The sequence below is a fragment of the Candidatus Poribacteria bacterium genome (assembly GCA_026702755.1).
GTDB lineage: Bacteria > Poribacteria > WGA-4E > WGA-4E > WGA-3G > WGA-3G.
In genome coordinates this window covers 17811-35133 of record JAPPBX010000094.1, presented here as the reverse complement: position 1 = coordinate 35133, position 17323 = coordinate 17811, and the positions used below count along the sequence as shown (strand labels likewise).

The 17323-nt window shown below is 47.5% G+C and carries 12 protein-coding genes; 5 read left to right on the top strand and 7 right to left on the bottom strand.

All coding sequences use genetic code 11. From position 1 onward, the window contains the following. Nucleotides 1-57 precede the first annotated feature (57 nt). The 6 genes from OXH39_18530 to OXH39_18505 form a co-directional block, all read right to left on the bottom strand. Complete coding sequence (locus OXH39_18530; protein MCY3552463.1) at nucleotides 58-849, bottom strand: prepilin peptidase; 792 nt, start codon at nucleotides 847-849, stop codon at nucleotides 58-60. A gap of 165 nt (nucleotides 850-1014) precedes the next feature. After that, the gene (locus OXH39_18525; GenBank protein ID MCY3552462.1) at nucleotides 1015-1449 is read right to left on the bottom strand and encodes a type II secretion system protein GspG; all 435 of its coding nucleotides are present in this window, start codon (nucleotides 1447-1449) and stop codon (nucleotides 1015-1017) included. Between the two features lie 51 nt (nucleotides 1450-1500). Then, nucleotides 1501-2928: a sigma-54 dependent transcriptional regulator gene (locus OXH39_18520; GenBank protein ID MCY3552461.1), complete on the bottom strand. Its 1428-nt coding sequence runs from the start codon at nucleotides 2926-2928 to the stop codon at nucleotides 1501-1503. A 41-nt stretch (nucleotides 2929-2969) separates the two neighbouring features. Continuing rightward, nucleotides 2970-5057 (bottom strand): ATP-binding protein, encoded by a 2088-nt coding sequence (locus OXH39_18515; protein ID MCY3552460.1) that lies wholly within the window; start codon nucleotides 5055-5057, stop codon nucleotides 2970-2972. Nucleotides 5058-5134: 77 nt separating this feature from the next. After that, complete coding sequence (locus OXH39_18510) at nucleotides 5135-6535, bottom strand: hypothetical protein (protein ID MCY3552459.1); 1401 nt, start codon at nucleotides 6533-6535, stop codon at nucleotides 5135-5137. A 17-nt stretch (nucleotides 6536-6552) separates the two neighbouring features. Next, nucleotides 6553-6918, bottom strand: a complete 366-nt coding sequence (locus OXH39_18505) for a mannose-6-phosphate isomerase (protein MCY3552458.1) — start codon at nucleotides 6916-6918, stop codon at nucleotides 6553-6555. Between the two features lie 190 nt (nucleotides 6919-7108). On the opposite strand from OXH39_18505, the gene OXH39_18500 reads away from it, so the two are divergent. From OXH39_18500 to OXH39_18480, 5 genes are all read left to right on the top strand, one after another. Beyond that, nucleotides 7109-8140, top strand: coding sequence for a serine hydrolase (locus OXH39_18500; GenBank protein MCY3552457.1), 1032 nt, complete (start codon nucleotides 7109-7111; stop codon nucleotides 8138-8140). Between the two features lie 55 nt (nucleotides 8141-8195). Continuing rightward, nucleotides 8196-9377 (top strand): DUF1343 domain-containing protein, encoded by a 1182-nt coding sequence (locus OXH39_18495; GenBank protein ID MCY3552456.1) that lies wholly within the window; start codon nucleotides 8196-8198, stop codon nucleotides 9375-9377. Nucleotides 9378-9451: 74 nt separating this feature from the next. After that, on the top strand, nucleotides 9452-10666 hold the full coding sequence (locus tag OXH39_18490) for an anhydro-N-acetylmuramic acid kinase (GenBank protein ID MCY3552455.1): 1215 nt from the start codon (nucleotides 9452-9454) through the stop codon (nucleotides 10664-10666). Nucleotides 10667-10803: 137 nt separating this feature from the next. Continuing rightward, the gene (locus tag OXH39_18485) at nucleotides 10804-13809 is read left to right on the top strand and encodes a sigma-70 family RNA polymerase sigma factor (GenBank protein ID MCY3552454.1); all 3006 of its coding nucleotides are present in this window, start codon (nucleotides 10804-10806) and stop codon (nucleotides 13807-13809) included. A gap of 21 nt (nucleotides 13810-13830) precedes the next feature. Beyond that, nucleotides 13831-16074, top strand: coding sequence for a WD40 repeat domain-containing protein (locus tag OXH39_18480; GenBank protein ID MCY3552453.1), 2244 nt, complete (start codon nucleotides 13831-13833; stop codon nucleotides 16072-16074). Nucleotides 16075-16094: 20 nt separating this feature from the next. On the opposite strand, the gene OXH39_18475 is transcribed toward OXH39_18480, so the two are convergent. Further along, nucleotides 16095-17252, bottom strand: coding sequence for a PorV/PorQ family protein (locus tag OXH39_18475; protein MCY3552452.1), 1158 nt, complete (start codon nucleotides 17250-17252; stop codon nucleotides 16095-16097). Nucleotides 17253-17323 lie beyond the last annotated feature (71 nt).

The window sequence follows — 17323 nt, the reverse complement described above, 5'->3', positions numbered from 1 at the left end:
CACACACATTAAAACTGTCTTTCGATAGAATATTAATGATTTATGAAACACCCTCAATTAATTCCACCCAACAAACTGCAAGTACTGATGCCAAAGCCCATCTCCCCATAAAAGCACAAGCACAGCAGCACCAATGAGGAAAGGACCATAAGGGATCTCACTTTGAAGACCTTTCTTCTTTTTAAAAACAATAAGCACGCTACCAATAATTGCACCACTCAGAGAAGAAAAGCCTATCACCATCGCCAGTTCGGGCCATGCACCGAGGACCAATCCGTTGAGAGTCATCAGTTCAACGTCGCCACCACCCATTGCTGTCTTGCGATAGATTTTTCTTCCAATTACAGCAATCAACCAAAATACTATACGACCAGCAACGGCACCAATGATCCGCGTGAGCAGGTACCAAATATCAGCGCGTTGATACGCGATTGTGCCGACAATACCTAAACAGAGAATTAGTCCTGTCCAGACAAGAACAGTCGGAATAATATAGAACTGGGCATCAATTACGAAAATTGGTACCAGGACCGCAACGAAAACGAGCGCGAGCAGAAATTCGAGGGTCAACCCGAAACGATAGTACATCCCAAGGAACAGCCCTGCCGTTGCAAGTTCAACCAACGGGTATAGCACTGAAATTTTTGCGCGACACTGCCGACATTTTCCCCGCAAAAGCAGATAACTCAAAACAGGAATATTGTCGTAAACGTTTATGGGATTACCACATTCAGGGCAAAAGGAACGACGTGGTGAGTGGATTGAGATATCCGCGCGTGGAATACGATAGATACAGACATTGAGAAAACTGCCAATTGCTAAACCGAAGAAAAAAATAAACACCCACATATTTTTTATCGTTGTTAGTCTCCAGTTGTCAGCAATGTTTTCTACAAATTAGCCATCAGCAATCAGCAGTCAGTTAACTTCTTGTGGCAGTTGCCTTTGTTATACCTACCACAGCGTATCTTTTAACTGACAGCCGACGGCTGAAAGCCGATAGCCGACAACTAATTACCACCAATACTTCTCACCGAGGTGCGCGTCGGCATGGTAGACTCTGCTAATTTCTGCAACACCACCGATTCGATATTTTTCGGGAACGCGCGGGTGACTTTCCGCAATCCCTACTTTATAGGTGTCCTGGTGAAGGACATAGTTCCCGCCCCAGGGTGTCTCAGGGATAGACTCCAGATAACTGCCACGCCATCCCTCAACGCCCGGATCCGCTATCAGCGCGTTTAAACGTGTTGGATACTCGCCCGTGTGCCTGTGGTATTTCTTGATAGCAACGGCAATCGTTTCCACATCTACATCCGCCGTACCCACTTTACGATATTCCAACCAAGGTGGAAAAGTGAGTACACCAATCACGACTACTATGACAATAAGGATAAGCAGCTGAAGCCAAGTCATCCCACCGTTTTCGTTGATGTTTTTCCGTAGCATTGTCAGTCCAAATACTCCGTAAGGGACGATAGTCCGAGGTTACACACCTCTTTAATTGCCAGAACTCGGACGAGAAATACCATACTTGTTCATTTTTTTGTACAAGTTGCTGCGTTCAACCTCTAACGCTTCTGCCGTCCGCCGGATATTCCACTTATTTTCTTCCAGTGCTGCAAGGATGCACTCCGCCTCCGCAGAATCCATCATCTGACTCAGTGCTGTCCCCGGTTTATAGAGCGATGTACCCAAAGTGGACTGTAAGACACTCGGATCCAGAACGACCCCCGAAGCGTTGTTTGATAAAGAAGGTTGAGAAACCAGCGATAACGCTTCGACGACATCGGGTGCCATCACAACGTCTCGGTTTACCATAATCAGGAGCCGTTCAACGATGTTTTTCAACTCCCTGATGTTCCCGGGCCAACTGTAACCTTGAAACACAGCGTAAGCACCTGGGTCAATAACTTTTGGGGTAGATGCCATATTCAATTGTAAACGCTCAGCAAAGTATTGGACTAACAGCGGAACATCTTCCATCCGTTCCCGAAGCGGCGGCACCGTAATCGGCACAACATTGAGTCGATAGAAAAGATCCCGTCGGAATCGTCCCTTTTCAATTTCTTCGGGAAGATGCTTGTTTGTTGCTGCGATAATGCGTACATCTACCGTCCGAATCTGATTGCCACCGAGACGCTCGACTTCACCAGTTTCAATGACGCGGAGGACCTTCGCTTGCGCCTTTAAACTCATATCCCCAATCTCATCGAGAAAGATGGTACCACCGTCCGCAAGTTCAAAACGACCCTGTCTTCGAGAATCCGCACCAGTGAACGCCCCGCGTTCATGTCCAAAGAGTTCACTCTCTATGAGTTCATCGGGTAAGGCGGCACAATTGAGTGGAATAAAGGTTTTCGTGCCACGCCTGCTCTGCCGATGAACGGCATTGGCAACCAGTTGTTTGCCAGTCCCATTCTCACCAGAAACTAAGACACCGAGTTTGCTTCCCGCAACCCGTTCAATTTGTGAGCGAAGGTGCGAAATAACAGCACTCTCACCCACCATCTCATCGGTCGGTGCAATCTGCGACTTTAGGATCTCATTTTCTTGCGATAACCGCGATATTTCCAAAAACGGCTGAACGTTGGAGAGGATCTTATCGATAGTAGTCGGTTTTGTGATATACCGTTTCGCACCGAGTTCCATTGTCTTAACAGCAATCTCGATATCCTGTTGTGCGGACATCATCACAACGTTTAACTCTGGATGACGTTCACGAAGTTTTACAAGCGTCTGAACACCATCCATTCCATCTTCCATACGGATATCCAATAACACAAGATCCACATCGGACTTCGTACACTGTTGCAATGCTTCCTCACCATTTGCAGCCGTTAGGGCTTGATACCCTCGCATCTTGAGTCCTTGCGACAACATCTTGAGTATATTTTTTTCGTCATCTACAATCAGAATAGTTTCCATCTCTTTTGTCCTAAGGCAAAGTGTTTAAAAAACAGATAGTTTTAATTTTCTGCGTCTGTCCTCTGATCTATCGTCTCCAGTTCCGGAACGAAACTTTGAAGCGGCATCAATTCCTCAATTTCCGAGGCTAATTCTTCGGAATCAACACCTTGGTTGCACGGAAAATGGACGCGAACCGTTGTCCCTACACCCTGTTCACTCTGAAAATCTATTTTGGCACCGTGCTCTGCAACAATTCTTCCGACAATCGGCATACCGAGACCCGTCCCATTCACTTCTGATTTTGTGGTGTAATAAGGCACAAAGATATTAGCCATAGTTTCGTTGGACATGCCGCAGCCAGTATCTTCAATTTCAACCGTAACGGTGCCAGGAACATCTATGTCTACATTCTCTTCGTCTCTCACGTTTTCGCTGTCCTCCAGTTCCCTCGGTCTCCCGTTTGAATCTTCTTGCGATGTGCTCAGCGTAAAAGAGGTTTTGACGTTAAGCATTCCACCCTCCGGCATGGCTTCAATCGCATTCTTTAGCAGATTTCCGAGTGCCCGCGCGACCTGTTCCGGGTCAATAAAGAGTTTCGGAAGTGTATCCAACTCGGTTTCAACCTTAATCTTGGAGATATTTTCAAGCCAAGACTTCTCAGAAGAATCCAGTAGTTCCGGGTTTCCGTCCTCCGAAATTGCCATTGCAACATCAGCTTCCTGCTTCAGATCTGGTATCTGCCTACCGGTGTATAACGCCAACACATATCTCACAATGTTATTCAGTTGGCTCAGCTTTTTCTGTGGCTTCGGCATCCGCGCGAATTGATGGAATTCATCTATTAACTTTCCAATCCGATCCACCTCTTCAATAACGGTGTTCGTACATTCACTAAATATTTGCTCAAAAACTTCAGGGTTTGATTTCGCTTGCTGTAAATTTTCAACGGAAAGCCGAATTGGAAAGAGCGGATTTTTGATTTCGTGTGCCACCTGTCGCGCGACATCCCGCCATGTTGCCGCACGCTCCGCTGCCATACGCTCCTCCAGACCCTGCTTCAAGTCTCGCGCCATCTGGTTGAACCCTTCGGCGAGCTGACCCACCTCATTTCGTGATTGGATCTTAACGCGATGATCGAGATCACCTGCAGCAATGTGCCCAACTCCTTCACGGAGAACAGCAATAGGACGCGTAATCCGACGACTGATGATATAACTAATCAGATAAACCAACACCAACCCACCAATACCGCTCAAAAGCAGTGTGAGCGTAAGTTGCTGCTGCCATTTCATCTGACGCTCATGTGAATACGCGACGAACAACTCAACAGGCGGCATTTCACGCGTCGTTGCGAAAGGTGAGTTGAACGGGGTTATCCGAAAAGCCGTAAAAGAGCGCCCATCTGTTTCTTCTGTCCCTTGTAAGGAAATTTTTCCTTGTCCCTGTGAACTCGGAAGCGACTGAAATGAGCGGCGGGCATATCGCGAGGCATTGTTCAATGGAAGCCAATCCGTTGGTGTCGCATTCGATTCGATGTTGAAGGACGCTGCGTCTGACATTTGCGGTTTCCCAACAAGAAAGATTGGATGCTCATCTGACTGGATGATGCTCGTTTCTTTCTTCTCCAACCAGTCCTGTAGGAGGTAGCCGCCTCTTACAAATCCCCACTCACCCGCTTCTGTTACTTGAACCACATACTGTAGTCCTAAATCGCTCTGCCCAGGAATACGCCTGAGTTGTATATGTCTTTCCTGGTCTTCCGAGGAGGTGTACACCTCCGTCCTTCTCCCCACTCTCGTGTCCGGATACAGCAGCTTTCCATCTGCAGTACCATACTCTAAAAGATCAAACTGCTGTCCCGATAGATAAAGGTACGACGACTCCACCCCCCTTTCTATAATGTCGTGTAACCTCACGTCCGAGGCTATCGCGTGAACCTGCTTCTGAATTTCGTTAAGAAAACCCTGATAATCGTTTGAAATCTGGGCTTCAAGCTTCTCAATATAAGCATCAACCTCTCTTTTAAAGGCGAGCCGAGTTAGGAAACTGGTGCTGCCAAAGACAACGCCAAACATCACAAGGAAGACGAAGCCGTAAGCGATAAATATTTTATCATGAAACTTTAAGGCAGAGAGTTTATTCCTCATTTTGGTACAGCCTGCAAAGTATTTACGCTTTTAAATTCTGGAAACGCATACACAAGAAGGGATTACATCTCAATCACCTACTCGTTGTCCACATTTGGGGTCAAAGCAAAAGATCGAAAATTCCGTTTATAGCCTTCAACACCCTCCTGTAGGTATGTTAACTCATTTCCACTATCGTTGTCAAGATGCAACCCTTGGAGCCTGCCTTTCACGGCAATGGTGTCCATCAAGATACGCATCAATTGACAGACAGACCGGATATCACGTTTCGGTAAAGTTAGCGTTGCATTGGACACGCCGTTCTCACTAAAATCCAAGGCAGTCCCACGATAGGAGGCAGTTTGCATCTGCGTCATGGATAGCCCTTCAAGCTCGATCAAGTTGCTGTCCATTCCAGCATCTATGGGGAGGACCAAATCGGGACCAAGTTCCTCCCAATGGATAAATAGGATAACCTTGTCCCTGGGACCGGCAATGATACCGTTGAGGATTGAGTGATTACTCGTCGGTCCCTTCGCGTTTATGACATTTGCACCGCCGCCGCGCTCCTGAATAGATTCTGTGTAAAGTTGAACAAACCATTCACCGAGGGAACTATTGTCGGCGTAGTTGTAAAAAACAATATTCCCTTTTCTGTCAACTTCTTCAGCGAGATGAATCCATCGTGCCAATTGATAGGCGATGTTAGCCTGATGTTCACAAGGAAGGTCGAAGTTGTCATGTGCCTGCTGTACACCTCCTATTGCAGCTCGGATTCGAGTCTCCGGGGTTTCGCCTTTTCCTGCCGTCATAGCGAGAAAGAATAAACCAACCGAGGAGAAGGCAGAGAATCGTCCACCGACACCATCCGGAACAGGAAGTAGCGTTCCACCATAGAAAGGAGATTGTTCATGCATTCGGAACAGGACACTGTCGGAGGTCAATCCGGTAGTAGCGAGGACGCGTTGCTGCCAATTGACATCATCAAGCGCATCACGGATAATCATCAGCGTCGCCATGGTTTCGGTCGTCGTGCCGGATTTGCTAATGACATTGAAGAGCGTCTTATGAAGAAGTTTCCGCGATTTCAGCATCTCAAGTAAGCCGACAAGCTTGCGTGAATCAAAGGTATCGCCTGTGAAATAGACTTCGGGAGCACCGCCGCGTTCTTCAACCGACAGCAAGTTATGATACGGATGGTTGAAAGAATCGTGGAAGACGCGAGCACTTAGGTCGGACCCACCGACACCGATGATGAGAAGCACCGAGAAATCTTCACGAGCACGCGCAGCTAACGCCGAAACTTGAGCAATATCCTCGGCTTGGAAATGACTCCGGGTCCACGCCCGCAGTTCACCTTCCAACTCAGCGAGCGATGCTGATGTTTCTTCCTGGAACAAGAGTTGAACCTTCTGCAGAACGGCATCAACCTTCTCCTGCACCGCTTGCGGAAACAGGTCCACCCCATCATCAACCGAAAAACGCAGTTCTCTGTCCAACAAAAATCTCCCTTTTCTTAAGCTCTTCCATACTTGTCTGAAAGGCGAACGATATCCTCTTCATCAAACTGCCCAAACGAAATTTCGAGTATCCGGTAATCTTTAGATTCGCCGATGAGTTGATGTTTTGCCCCCCGTGGAATAAACACAGGTTCCATGCGTTCTGGACGCTGAATCGCACCATCAAGTTTTAAGCAGGCACCCTCATCCAGTGGAATCCACAGTTCACTCCGGTGGTGGTGATACTGATAACTCACCTGCTCACCTGCTCGAATTTCTAAAATTTTGACAGTGACAGGTTGGTTGAGCACATACTGTATGAAGCCACCCCAAGGCTTCTCGGTTGTTATTATCTCTTGAAGTTCTTTTACGGATGATTGCATGGTATATTCTCCGAATTTCGGTATATATTGATGAAAAATACTGACAAAAATATAACAGATAGTGTATCATACAAGTAGCCCACCCGTCAAACAAAAAGCGGGTTTATGTCTCCTTCCGTTCCTATAACAATTTAATTGTCCAAGAGACGCTTCTCTTAATAAGAAACTGGATTGACGCAGGAAAATCCAATTGCTAAAAAACACAATTTCAACCCTCATGGAGAACAGTATCACGGAAAAGGTGTTTCCGGGTGCCGTCGCCTATGTTCTTACGGATAAAAAGGTGCTCTATCATGAAGCGTTCGGGTCTCGATCTGTAAAACCGAAACGGCTCCCCATGTTCCAGACGACGCTCTTCGATTTAGCATCGCTGACGAAACCCATTGTCGTCGGAACGCTGTGCATGCAGTTAGTTGAGAAGAATAAAATTTGTCTCAACACACCTGCGGAGAAGTATTTACCGGATTTCAGACAAACAGATGTAACGCTTCACCATCTGCTAACGCACACCTCAGGACTCCCCGCATGGCTACCTGTCTATCTACGCGCACCATCACGCGAGGATGTAATCTCCTACCTTGGAGGGATACCGTTGGAATCTCAACCGGGCGAGAAAGCCGTATATAGTTGCTTGGGGTATATCGTGTTAGGGGCACTCCTTGAAAGCGTAACCGGACAATCGTTAGATGAATTGGCGAAAGAACGGATATTCGCGCCACTCGGTATGGAATGGACGCGGTTCAATCCACCACAAGCGTGGCGTGAGTACTGCGCAGCCACCGAGGATTCTAACAGCTTTGAACGCCGTATGGTAAACTATGAACGCTATGACTGGCGTGAAGGAGTCATCATCGGACAGGTTCACGATGAAAACGCACACTTCCTCGGCGGCATCTCCGGTAATGCAGGACTCTTCTCTACGTCAAGAGACCTGGGCAAATTTTGTAGGACGTTAATGAACAACGGAGGTGAACTATTACGTCCGGAGAGTTTCCGAAAGATGCAACAAGTCGCCTCAGCAGAAGGCGAACGCCGCTGCATCGGCTGGGCTGTGGCAGACGATGGGTGCCTCTACCATACAGGGTTCACCGGCACTTCAATACGGATATGTCTAAAAAGAAAACTGGCGGCGATCCTCTTAACGAATCGAGTGCATCCCGATGCTGATCGGCGCGGTATTATTGAATTTCGGAAGATGTTTCATGATATTCTATTCACCTAACAGCAGCGTTCAATTTCCCAACGTCATATAAAACCTTCATAACACCAGACCTCTTATGTCTTCCACAACAAACTCGCAAAAAACGGAATTAGGCGTGACAGTCCTGCTCACAAAGGAACTCGACTGGATTCGAGGGAAATCAATTGGACTGATTACGAATCATACAGGCGTTGACGACAACTTACAGAGCAATTACCGACTTTTCTCAGAAATTTCGGAGTGCCAACTCTCCGCTATTTTTTCGCCAGAGCACGGACTCTGGGGTGCTGTCCAAGACGGTATCGCCATCAATAGCGTTGACACGCCTAATGGAAATATAAACGTACCGGTTTTCAGTCTATACGGACAATCAATGCGTCCAACAGCGGACCAACTTGAAGGCATTGATCTACTCGTCTACGATATGCAGGATGTTGGTGCGCGTTATTATACCTATATTTCGACCTTGTTGTATGCGATGGAAGCGGCGAATGACTGCGGAATTGAGTTCATTGTTGCCGATCGTCCCAATCCAATCACGGGTACTGCTGTAGAGGGACCCCTGTTGAAAAGCGGTTTTGAATCGTTCGTCGGTATCCATAAAATCCCGATTCGTTACGGACTGACAATCGGTGAATTGGCGATGCTTCTGAAGGCGGAACGCGTGCCATCGTGCCGATTAAAAGTCGCATGGATGGACAAATACCGACGCGGAATGTGGTACGATGAGACCGGTTTGCCGTGGGTACCACCATCGCCCAATATGCCAACGCTCACAACAGCAACGCTCTATCCGGGTTTGTGCCTGTTTGAAGGAACAAACATGAGTGAGGGACGCGGAACGACGAAGCCCTTTGAATATATCGGCGCGCCTTGGTGCAACGGGGAAAGGTGGCCTGACACTCTAAATGCATTAAGTCTACCGGGTGTACTGTTCCGCCCTGTTGTTTTTACACCTGCACCAGCCGCCGAAAATACGAAGTTTATGAAACAGACATGTCACGGTGTTGCGATTCACATTACCGATAGAGAACGTTTTCGTCCGGTAGAAACAGCCATTCACATGTTATCCACTTTAGTCACTGAATACAGAGGTCAATTTGCGTTCCGCCCTACGCACTTTGATAGGTTAGCAGGGAACAGCTGGCTCCGAAATGCCTTGTTAGATGGAGAGTCATTCGATAAGATTCAGGCACGGTGGGCTGAAGAACTTCAGAGATGGTGTGAAAATACAACACAGTATCACGCTTACGCTTAGAACAAATGTAGCGCAAACTTTCCAGTTTGCAGGCAACTATTTATGATAACCATCAAAATAGAAATGGTACAAAAATGATAGAATTTTATGAACTCCTGAAAAAAGACAAAAAGTACGTTATCGGTTTGATGTCTGGCACTTCTGTTGACGGCATTGATGCCGCCATCGTTGAAATCACCGGACACAGTTTGGAGACGGAAGTAAACTTAATTGCTTTTGAGACTTTTCCTTTTCCACCCGATGTGCCACGACGAATCCTCGCCCTCTGCCAACCCGATACAAGCCGCGTTGACGATATTTGTGAGATGAATTTTTACATTGGACACCTTTTCGCGGAGGCTGTCAAACACATTCTACAAAAAAGCGGAATGCGCGCCAGCGACATCCATCTCATAGGTTCACACGGTCAAACGATTCACCACCTGCCTGACGATCCAAACACAATCCCACCTCACCGAACCGCAAGGAAAATTAAAAATCCATCGACACTGCAGATTGGCGAACCTGCGGTCATCGCACACGAAACCGGTATTCCCACCATCGCCGACTTTCGGGTGGCAGACATGGCAGCGGGCGGACAGGGTGCGCCGTTAGTATCGTATCCGGACTATCTGCTGTTCCGCGACAGCGTTAAAACAGTAGGACTGCTGAACATCGGAGGGATTGCAAATCTCACAGTACTCCCAGCCAACGGATCGTTCGATTCAGTTTCCGCTGCAGACACAGGACCGGGGAACATGTGTATCGATGCGGTTGTGAACGAGATAACCGACGGAAGAGAACGTTATGACAAGGCAGGACAGCGTGCCGCACAAGGGACTCCTTATCAACCACTCATCAACGAATGGCTAAAACACCCGTTTTTCCACCTCCTTCCCCCAAAAACCACTGGACGTGAGACCTTCGGAAACACCTTCGCAATGGAATGTCTGGAGGCTTGCCGTAAATACGAACTTGTGGAGAACGACTGTATTGCAACGTTGACGGAATTGACAGTCCAAACGATTGCTGACTATATCAAGCGATTTGGAACAGGACAGAACCCAATAGACACACTCTATGTAAGCGGCGGTGGTGTCCACAACCAGACAATCATGCAACGACTTAGCGAAGTGTTAGTGAATACATCGGTTGAACCCGTAGATAACTCAGGTATCTCAGCGGATGCGAAGGAAGCAATAGCGTTTGCAATTCTGGCGAACGAGTCGCTCCACGGACAAGCTGGAAATCTACCTTCCGCTACAGGGGCATCTGTTCGGAAAATTCTCGGAAAGTTTGTGTGTCCATAACCTAATAGCCTTCAGCAACCAGCAGTAAAAAAATGAAACTTCAGTTTTTTTCAGAATTATGCACCCGCGCCGCCTCTAAACAGCGTCACCATATATAAAGGCACAATGACGAAATGACCTTTTTGAGGAGACGACTCATGAAAAACAACGATGCTGAACTCATCCAACGCGTCCTTGAAGGCGATGATAACGCCTTTGCCACACTCGTGGGAAAATACCAAAAGCAGGTTCACGCCCTCGCGTGGCGGAAAATTGGAGACTTCCACATTGCTGAGGAAATTACACAGGATACATTCCTGAAAGCATACAAGAGACTCGCAACACTGAAGAGACCTCAACGTTTCGTGAGTTGGCTTTATGTGATTGCCGCAAATCGCTGTAGATCTTGGCTCCGTAAAAAGCAATTGAAAACGGAGCCACTGGAGCAATTGGAAGAGATAGACAACGAGCAGTTACAACAAGCAGCGTATTCCAGATATGTCACCGAGGAAAATGAACGCACAACCGCAGAAGCACAGCGAGATGTCGTTAAAAAATTGCTTGCGAAACTCCAAGAGAGCGAACGTACGGTCCTCACACTGCACTACTTCGGTGAGATGTCGTGTCCAGAGATTGGCGCGTTTTTAGGTGTCTCCGCAAATACGATTAAGAGTCGTCTCCGTCGCGCACAGCAGCGTCTAAAAAAGGAAGAGCCTATAATCAGAGAGGCTTTAGAAAACTTCCAAATCACACCCAACCTCACCGAGAACATCATGCGTGAAGTTTCCCGCATCAAACCGATTGCGCCGACCAGCAGTAAACCGTTCCTCCCGTGGGCAATCTCAGCTTCTACAATAGCAGTCGTTTTGCTAATGCTCGGTATTGGAACCCACCGATACGCAATCCATTTCCAGCAACCCTATAATTTCAACGCCTCTTCAGAGATGAAGATTGACATCATTGAGGCACAACTTGTGTTGAAACTCGCGGTCAAAACCGATGCCCGCACACAACTCAAAAACCCTGATATATCAAACAAGCACAACAAAAACCGTGAACAGCAATCCGATGATGTCTCAGCATTGGTTGCAGAAGCACAAACAGACGAAATCAGCAAAGACTACTCACAATGGGCACTCCCCAAAGAGGCGAAAGCGCGGCTCGGAAAGGGTGGCATCAATGCGCTTCAGTTCTCGCCAGACGGCACGAAACTCGCAGTCGGCAGTAACATCGGTATATGGATTTACGATGCTCAAACAGGTAAAGAGATTTCCATGTTCCCTGGTGTGTGCCGATTCCTCGCTTTTTCGCCCGATGGACGATTCCTTGCAAGTGGGGGCCGCCCCGGACTTCAACTGTGGGAGATAGCCACCGGTCAGAAAATGTCGCACATTGAGAAGCTTCCCTCTGCCGCAGCATTGCACTTTTCTAAAGATGGCAAAACAGTTGTCAGTTTGGGTAACTGGAAAGATACCATTGTCAGTTTAGATGTTGAAACAGGTGAGAGGAATGTGAAGAAGATTAATGAAACAGTAAACCGGACAAACTCGCCTCAATCTAACGCTATCACAAGGGATAAATTTGCAGTTGGTAGACAGGATGGGAACATCGAACTCGGAAACACAAGGACCGGCAAAAAGTTATCAACTCTCAGCGGTCATGCAGGACGGATTCAGGAAAGGTTACAATTTGAAGCAAATGAGGGGATTCTACCAGAGGAAAATCAGGTGCAGTTTATAGACGGGACCCCCAACTCTGTGTTAGCTTTAGCGTTTTCACCGGATGGAACAAAACTCGCCAGTGGAGGTAAGGATAAAACGGTGCGATTATGGGATACTTTCACCAACGATGAATTGGTTATCCTCCGAAAACACACGGGCTGGACAAACACTTTAGCATTCTCACCGGATGGAAAAATGCTCGCAAGCGGGAGCTTCGATAAGACTGTGCAATTATGGGATACTGCGACTGGGGCACACCTCACAACACTCACTACGCATACCAACAATATTGTAGCACTCACATTTTCACCAGACGGACGTACCCTCGCAAGTGGAAGTATGGACGGCACAATTCGGTTCTGGAATACAGAAACAGGAGAATTGCTACCCCTCAATATTATGGAACATACGGAGTGGGTGAAAGCAGTGTCCTTCTTTAGAGATAATTCCGCGCTCGCAAGCGTTGCCTTTAACGGCGTAATTACATTTTGGGACCTGAAGACATCACAAAAAACCGGGGTCCAAACGATAGAACCTTGGGATTTCTTAATGACTTCAGTGTTTTCACCGGATGGCACGAAACTCGTTAGTGCCGGTGCAAAATCCGCCACATTTCTCAACATAGGTCACAGTAAGATCGCCCCCACGTGGGAGCCGGATCGCCTGATCCGTTTGACTGATGTGCGTACAGGACGTGAATTAGCCACCCTGACAAAGCCAGTTGGCGGCAGAATTAATCAAGAAGTAGGTATGACTTTTTCGCCTGACGGAAAAACGGTAGCCTTCCACGGTTTGGATAAAATTTATGTATGGCATACGGAAACGAGCGATGTGCTTACTATCGCACTCTTAGAACAAAACAATGATGACGCGATGGCCCATCGGCATATAATGGCTCAATTGTCAAATCAAGTCACGGTTTTGATTTTCTCACCAGATGGGAAAAAACTTGTCGGTGGAACCATGGGCGGAAAGGTTCAGATGTGGGATCCGGAAACGGGTGTTGAGCTAGCTCCGTTCCTCGCCGGACAGGAGGTGGATGATAAGCAAGGACCTTTCAATTTTACCGTGAGATATGAAGATCAGATTACAGCGTTGGCGTTCTCCTCAAATGGGGCATTACTCGCCGTCGGGAGTCAACAAAAAATCCGTTTATTGGGTAGCCGTAACCAGCCTCACATTAAAGATGTACCACGTGTCAGATCGTTAGCGTTTTCACCCGATGACACTGTTCTCATCGCCGGACTTAGAGACGGCAGAATCGAATTATTCGATATGACAACAGGTGAAAAAATTACGACCCTCAATGGACATACCTTAGCAGTAGAAACCTTAGCCTTTTCACCGGATGGAACAACACTCGTCAGCACTGGACAGGACGGCACAATTCTCGTGTGGGATTGGGATAAAATCATCAAAAGCTTACCTGCAAAAGATAAGTAATACAGCAAAGGCCAAAAATACGTGAACACTATTACCTCACATCTCACAAAAAATGCTATCCGGCAGGTTTTCCATCTCAAATTCATTGCACCGTCCAGCAGTAAGCCGTTCATTTTTTGGATAACCGTCACCTCCATCTTTCTAATACTAAGTATTGGAAATCATCTTGCTGAAGCTCAAACAGACCAAACCCTCAAAGACTATACACAATGGGCACTCCCCAAAGCGGCAAAAGCGCGGCTCGGAAAGGGCGGCATCAACGCGCTACAATTCTCGCCTGATGGAACAAAACTCGCTGTCGGCAGTGATATCGGTGTGTGGGTGTACGATGTAAGAACAGGAAAGGAAATATCTCTGTTCCCGGGCGTGTGCCAATCCCTCGCATTTTCGCCTGATGGACGATTCATCGCAAGCGGCGGCGGAAAGTTTTGGCAATCGGAAGCTCAATTATGGGAAACAGCGACAGGTCGCAAAGTGCCGCTCGCTGATGCAAAGCACCCTGCTTCAGTACTTCTATTCTCCGAAGACGGCAAAACGCTTGTCAACTTGGGTAGTGGGGGAGGCAGAATTAGTACGCTTAATATTGAGACTGGAAAGGTAGATAGGAGAGATTTTGAAGGACATAAACCTGGAAGGATAGAGCTTCCCGAATCCTACGCGCTCACACACGACAAAGCTGCAGTTGGAAAGAAGGATGGGAAGATTCATTTGTGGGACACAACGACTGGTAAAAAACTATTCAGCCTTAAAGGACACATACATTTGTCGTTTATGCCGTTAGACAACCCTTCACTTCGTCCTTCACCCCGTCGAAGAGGGCAGAAAAATCATGTTTTGGCATTAGCATTTTCGCCGGATGGCACAAAACTCGCCAGTGGAGGTGCCGATTCAACTGTCAGATTATGGGACCTCGCCAGCAAGGAACCGACTATCCTCCAGAAACACACAGATTGGGTACACGTATTAGCATTCTCACCGGATGGGAAAATGCTTGCCAGCGGGGGCACCGATAAGACCGTGCAGCTGTGGAATACCGACACGGGCGAACCGATCGCGACGTTTACTGGACATCTCAACAGTATTACCGCCCTGGCGTTTTCACCCGATGGAGAAACGCTCGCAAGCGCGAGCACAGACGGTACAGTTCAACTCTGGAACACCAAAACACGAGATCCGCTAACGATCCGTATTACCGGACACACAGGATTGGTGAAATCAATCGCCTTTTTTAAAGACAGTGCAACGCTTGTAAGTGTAGCGTTTAACGGGGTAATTACCTTGTGGGATCTGAAGACATCGCGAGGGCCTATAAATCAAACGACAGCGCATAGCGATTGGCTCAGGACTTCAGCATTTTCGCCTGATGGAACAAAACTCGCCAGCGTCGGGACAAAAATCAGTATGATTTTTGATTCAGGCTTTGATTTAGGGCATATACTCGCTACACAGAAGCCAGATCCCTTGGTTCGCTTGATTGACGTAAGCACTGGGCGCGAAATAGCGACTCTGGCAGAAAGAAGCGGTCCCTCAAATCTGACGTTCTCACCTAATGGAAAAACAGTCGCCTTCGGGAGTTTGGGTAGGATTCGCTTGTGGGATATAGCGACAAAGAAGAGTCGCGATATACCTCTTTTAGACGAAAACAGTGCGCAAAAGAAGCCACAGAATCCGAACCGAAACGGTGCTTTGGAACATCCACAACGCTTGATGCCCCATCAAATGCCTACAATCAATGCTTTGGCATTCTCACCGGATGGGAAAAAGATTGTCAGTGGAACTATGGGAGGAAGTGTTCAGATGTGGGATCCAGAAACGGGTGTTCCATTAGCCCCGTTCTTTGCAGGACAAGATTTAGATGAAGCAGCAAAGAAGATACCCGGCGGTGGGTTTCGGACTACGTATCAAGACCCTATCACAGCCTTAGCATTTTCTTCAGATAGCACCCTGCTTGCTGTGGGAAGTGAGAAAAAAATCCGTTTGTTGGGCGGTCGTGAACAGAGCCATTTTAAAGAAGTGCCCCACGGTGCCATATCCTTAGTGTTTTCACCAGATAACACCGTGCTTGTTACTGGACTTAGAACAAGCGAAATCGAGTTGTGGAATCTGGCAACTGGAGATAAACTTACCACACTCAAGGGGCATACGGGACAAGTCGAAACACTGATGTTCTCGCCGGATGGCAAAACCCTCGTCAGCACAGGGACAGACGGCACGATTGTCGTGTGGGATTGGGATAAAATCATCAAAGAATTAACTGACAACTGATAACCGATAACCGACAACTACTAAAATCTAATTCTGAGAGATATACGATGACTGCCGCCCAATGCTGGATGGTTCGCGAACGCATAGTCTAATCCTGCCCCGGCACCCGTGACGAATCGGAGATTCAACCCAACCCCCGCTGTCAATTGGCGAACACTCTCAAGACTCCCACTCCGTTCCGAGAGTCCAATCCGTAAAGAAAGTAGATCAAAGAGTGTCCATTCAGCACCCGCATGCAACTCAACAGGACTCCCCTCCGATTTCTCAACGTCAGGTTCAATCTCCAGACCAATCCGATTTTGGATGTAGGTATCCAAGGCAAGGATGAGCATACTTCGGAAAATAGGGAGTGTATGTACCGTGGCGATACCGATTTTGAGGTGTGGTAGTATCGTTTCAGTGTGCGATGTAAGATCCGCCGATGGTGGCGGTGTGTTCCAGTAGAGCTTCGTCGTAAAGACATCGCTCACCTGCAATCCAAGCATCAGTTGATGTGGTTTTTCAGGGTTTGTCATCCCAATGAAACCGATATTTGCACCGCCACCGATAGCGTTCGTACTTCGATATCCACTCATATAGAGGAGTTTGAGTGTGCCACCAAGATGTAAATCAATACCGTAACGGGATGGAAGCCTCCAACCAGAAGCAAAAAGAAAAGCGTTGTCGGTATTGTTAAAGGAGCCGACGACCTCTGGACGGTTCGCGGGCCCGACAGGACGACTGACGACCGGTAAGCTGGTAATAGGAATGTCGTCAACACCGACACGGAGCCAACTTACACCAATCGCGCCTCGCTTTTTGAGTGGATGGACATAACTGACAAAATCGTAAGCATCGGCTTCATTGAGTGTAGAATGCATGAAACTGACTTCATATCGGGTGAGTTGTCCCAACCCAGCAGGATTCCAATACGGTGCGTAAGCATTATCGCTTAAAGCAGTGCCTGCCCCGCCCATACCAAGTGCACGCGCTCCAACCCCAAGTGTTAGGAAATCGGCAGTGTATCTCGCATCAACAGATGGAATAATCACCACACAGAACGCAATTATAGATACGACAAAAAGTTTGCAAGTGTCTCTAAAGTGTGCTAAAGTCCCGAAGTGAGGGAAAGGATTTTGAATAACTTTAGCACATTTTATGGACTTCAGCACACTTTTAAACTTTGATTTATGTTTCATTGTTTTTGGTTTTAACCAACAACTCGTCTACAGATACTTTTGCTAAAGCACGAGTTGTTGGTTAAGGTTGA

Coding starts and splice junctions, on each gene's coding strand:
- OXH39_18525 (MCY3552462.1), bottom strand. CDS start 1,449: ATGCTACGGAAAAACATCAACGAAAACGGTGGGATGACTTGGCTTCAG.
- OXH39_18520 (MCY3552461.1), bottom strand. CDS start 2,928: ATGGAAACTATTCTGATTGTAGATGACGAAAAAAATATACTCAAGATG.
- OXH39_18505 (MCY3552458.1), bottom strand. CDS start 6,918: ATGCAATCATCCGTAAAAGAACTTCAAGAGATAATAACAACCGAGAAG.
- OXH39_18515 (MCY3552460.1), bottom strand. CDS start 5,057: ATGAGGAATAAACTCTCTGCCTTAAAGTTTCATGATAAAATATTTATC.
- OXH39_18475 (MCY3552452.1), bottom strand. CDS start 17,252: ATGAAACATAAATCAAAGTTTAAAAGTGTGCTGAAGTCCATAAAATGT.
- OXH39_18530 (MCY3552463.1), bottom strand. CDS start 849: ATGTGGGTGTTTATTTTTTTCTTCGGTTTAGCAATTGGCAGTTTTCTC.
- OXH39_18485 (MCY3552454.1), top strand. CDS start 10,804: ATGAAAAACAACGATGCTGAACTCATCCAACGCGTCCTTGAAGGCGAT.
- OXH39_18495 (MCY3552456.1), top strand. CDS start 8,196: ATGTCTTCCACAACAAACTCGCAAAAAACGGAATTAGGCGTGACAGTC.
- OXH39_18490 (MCY3552455.1), top strand. CDS start 9,452: ATGATAGAATTTTATGAACTCCTGAAAAAAGACAAAAAGTACGTTATC.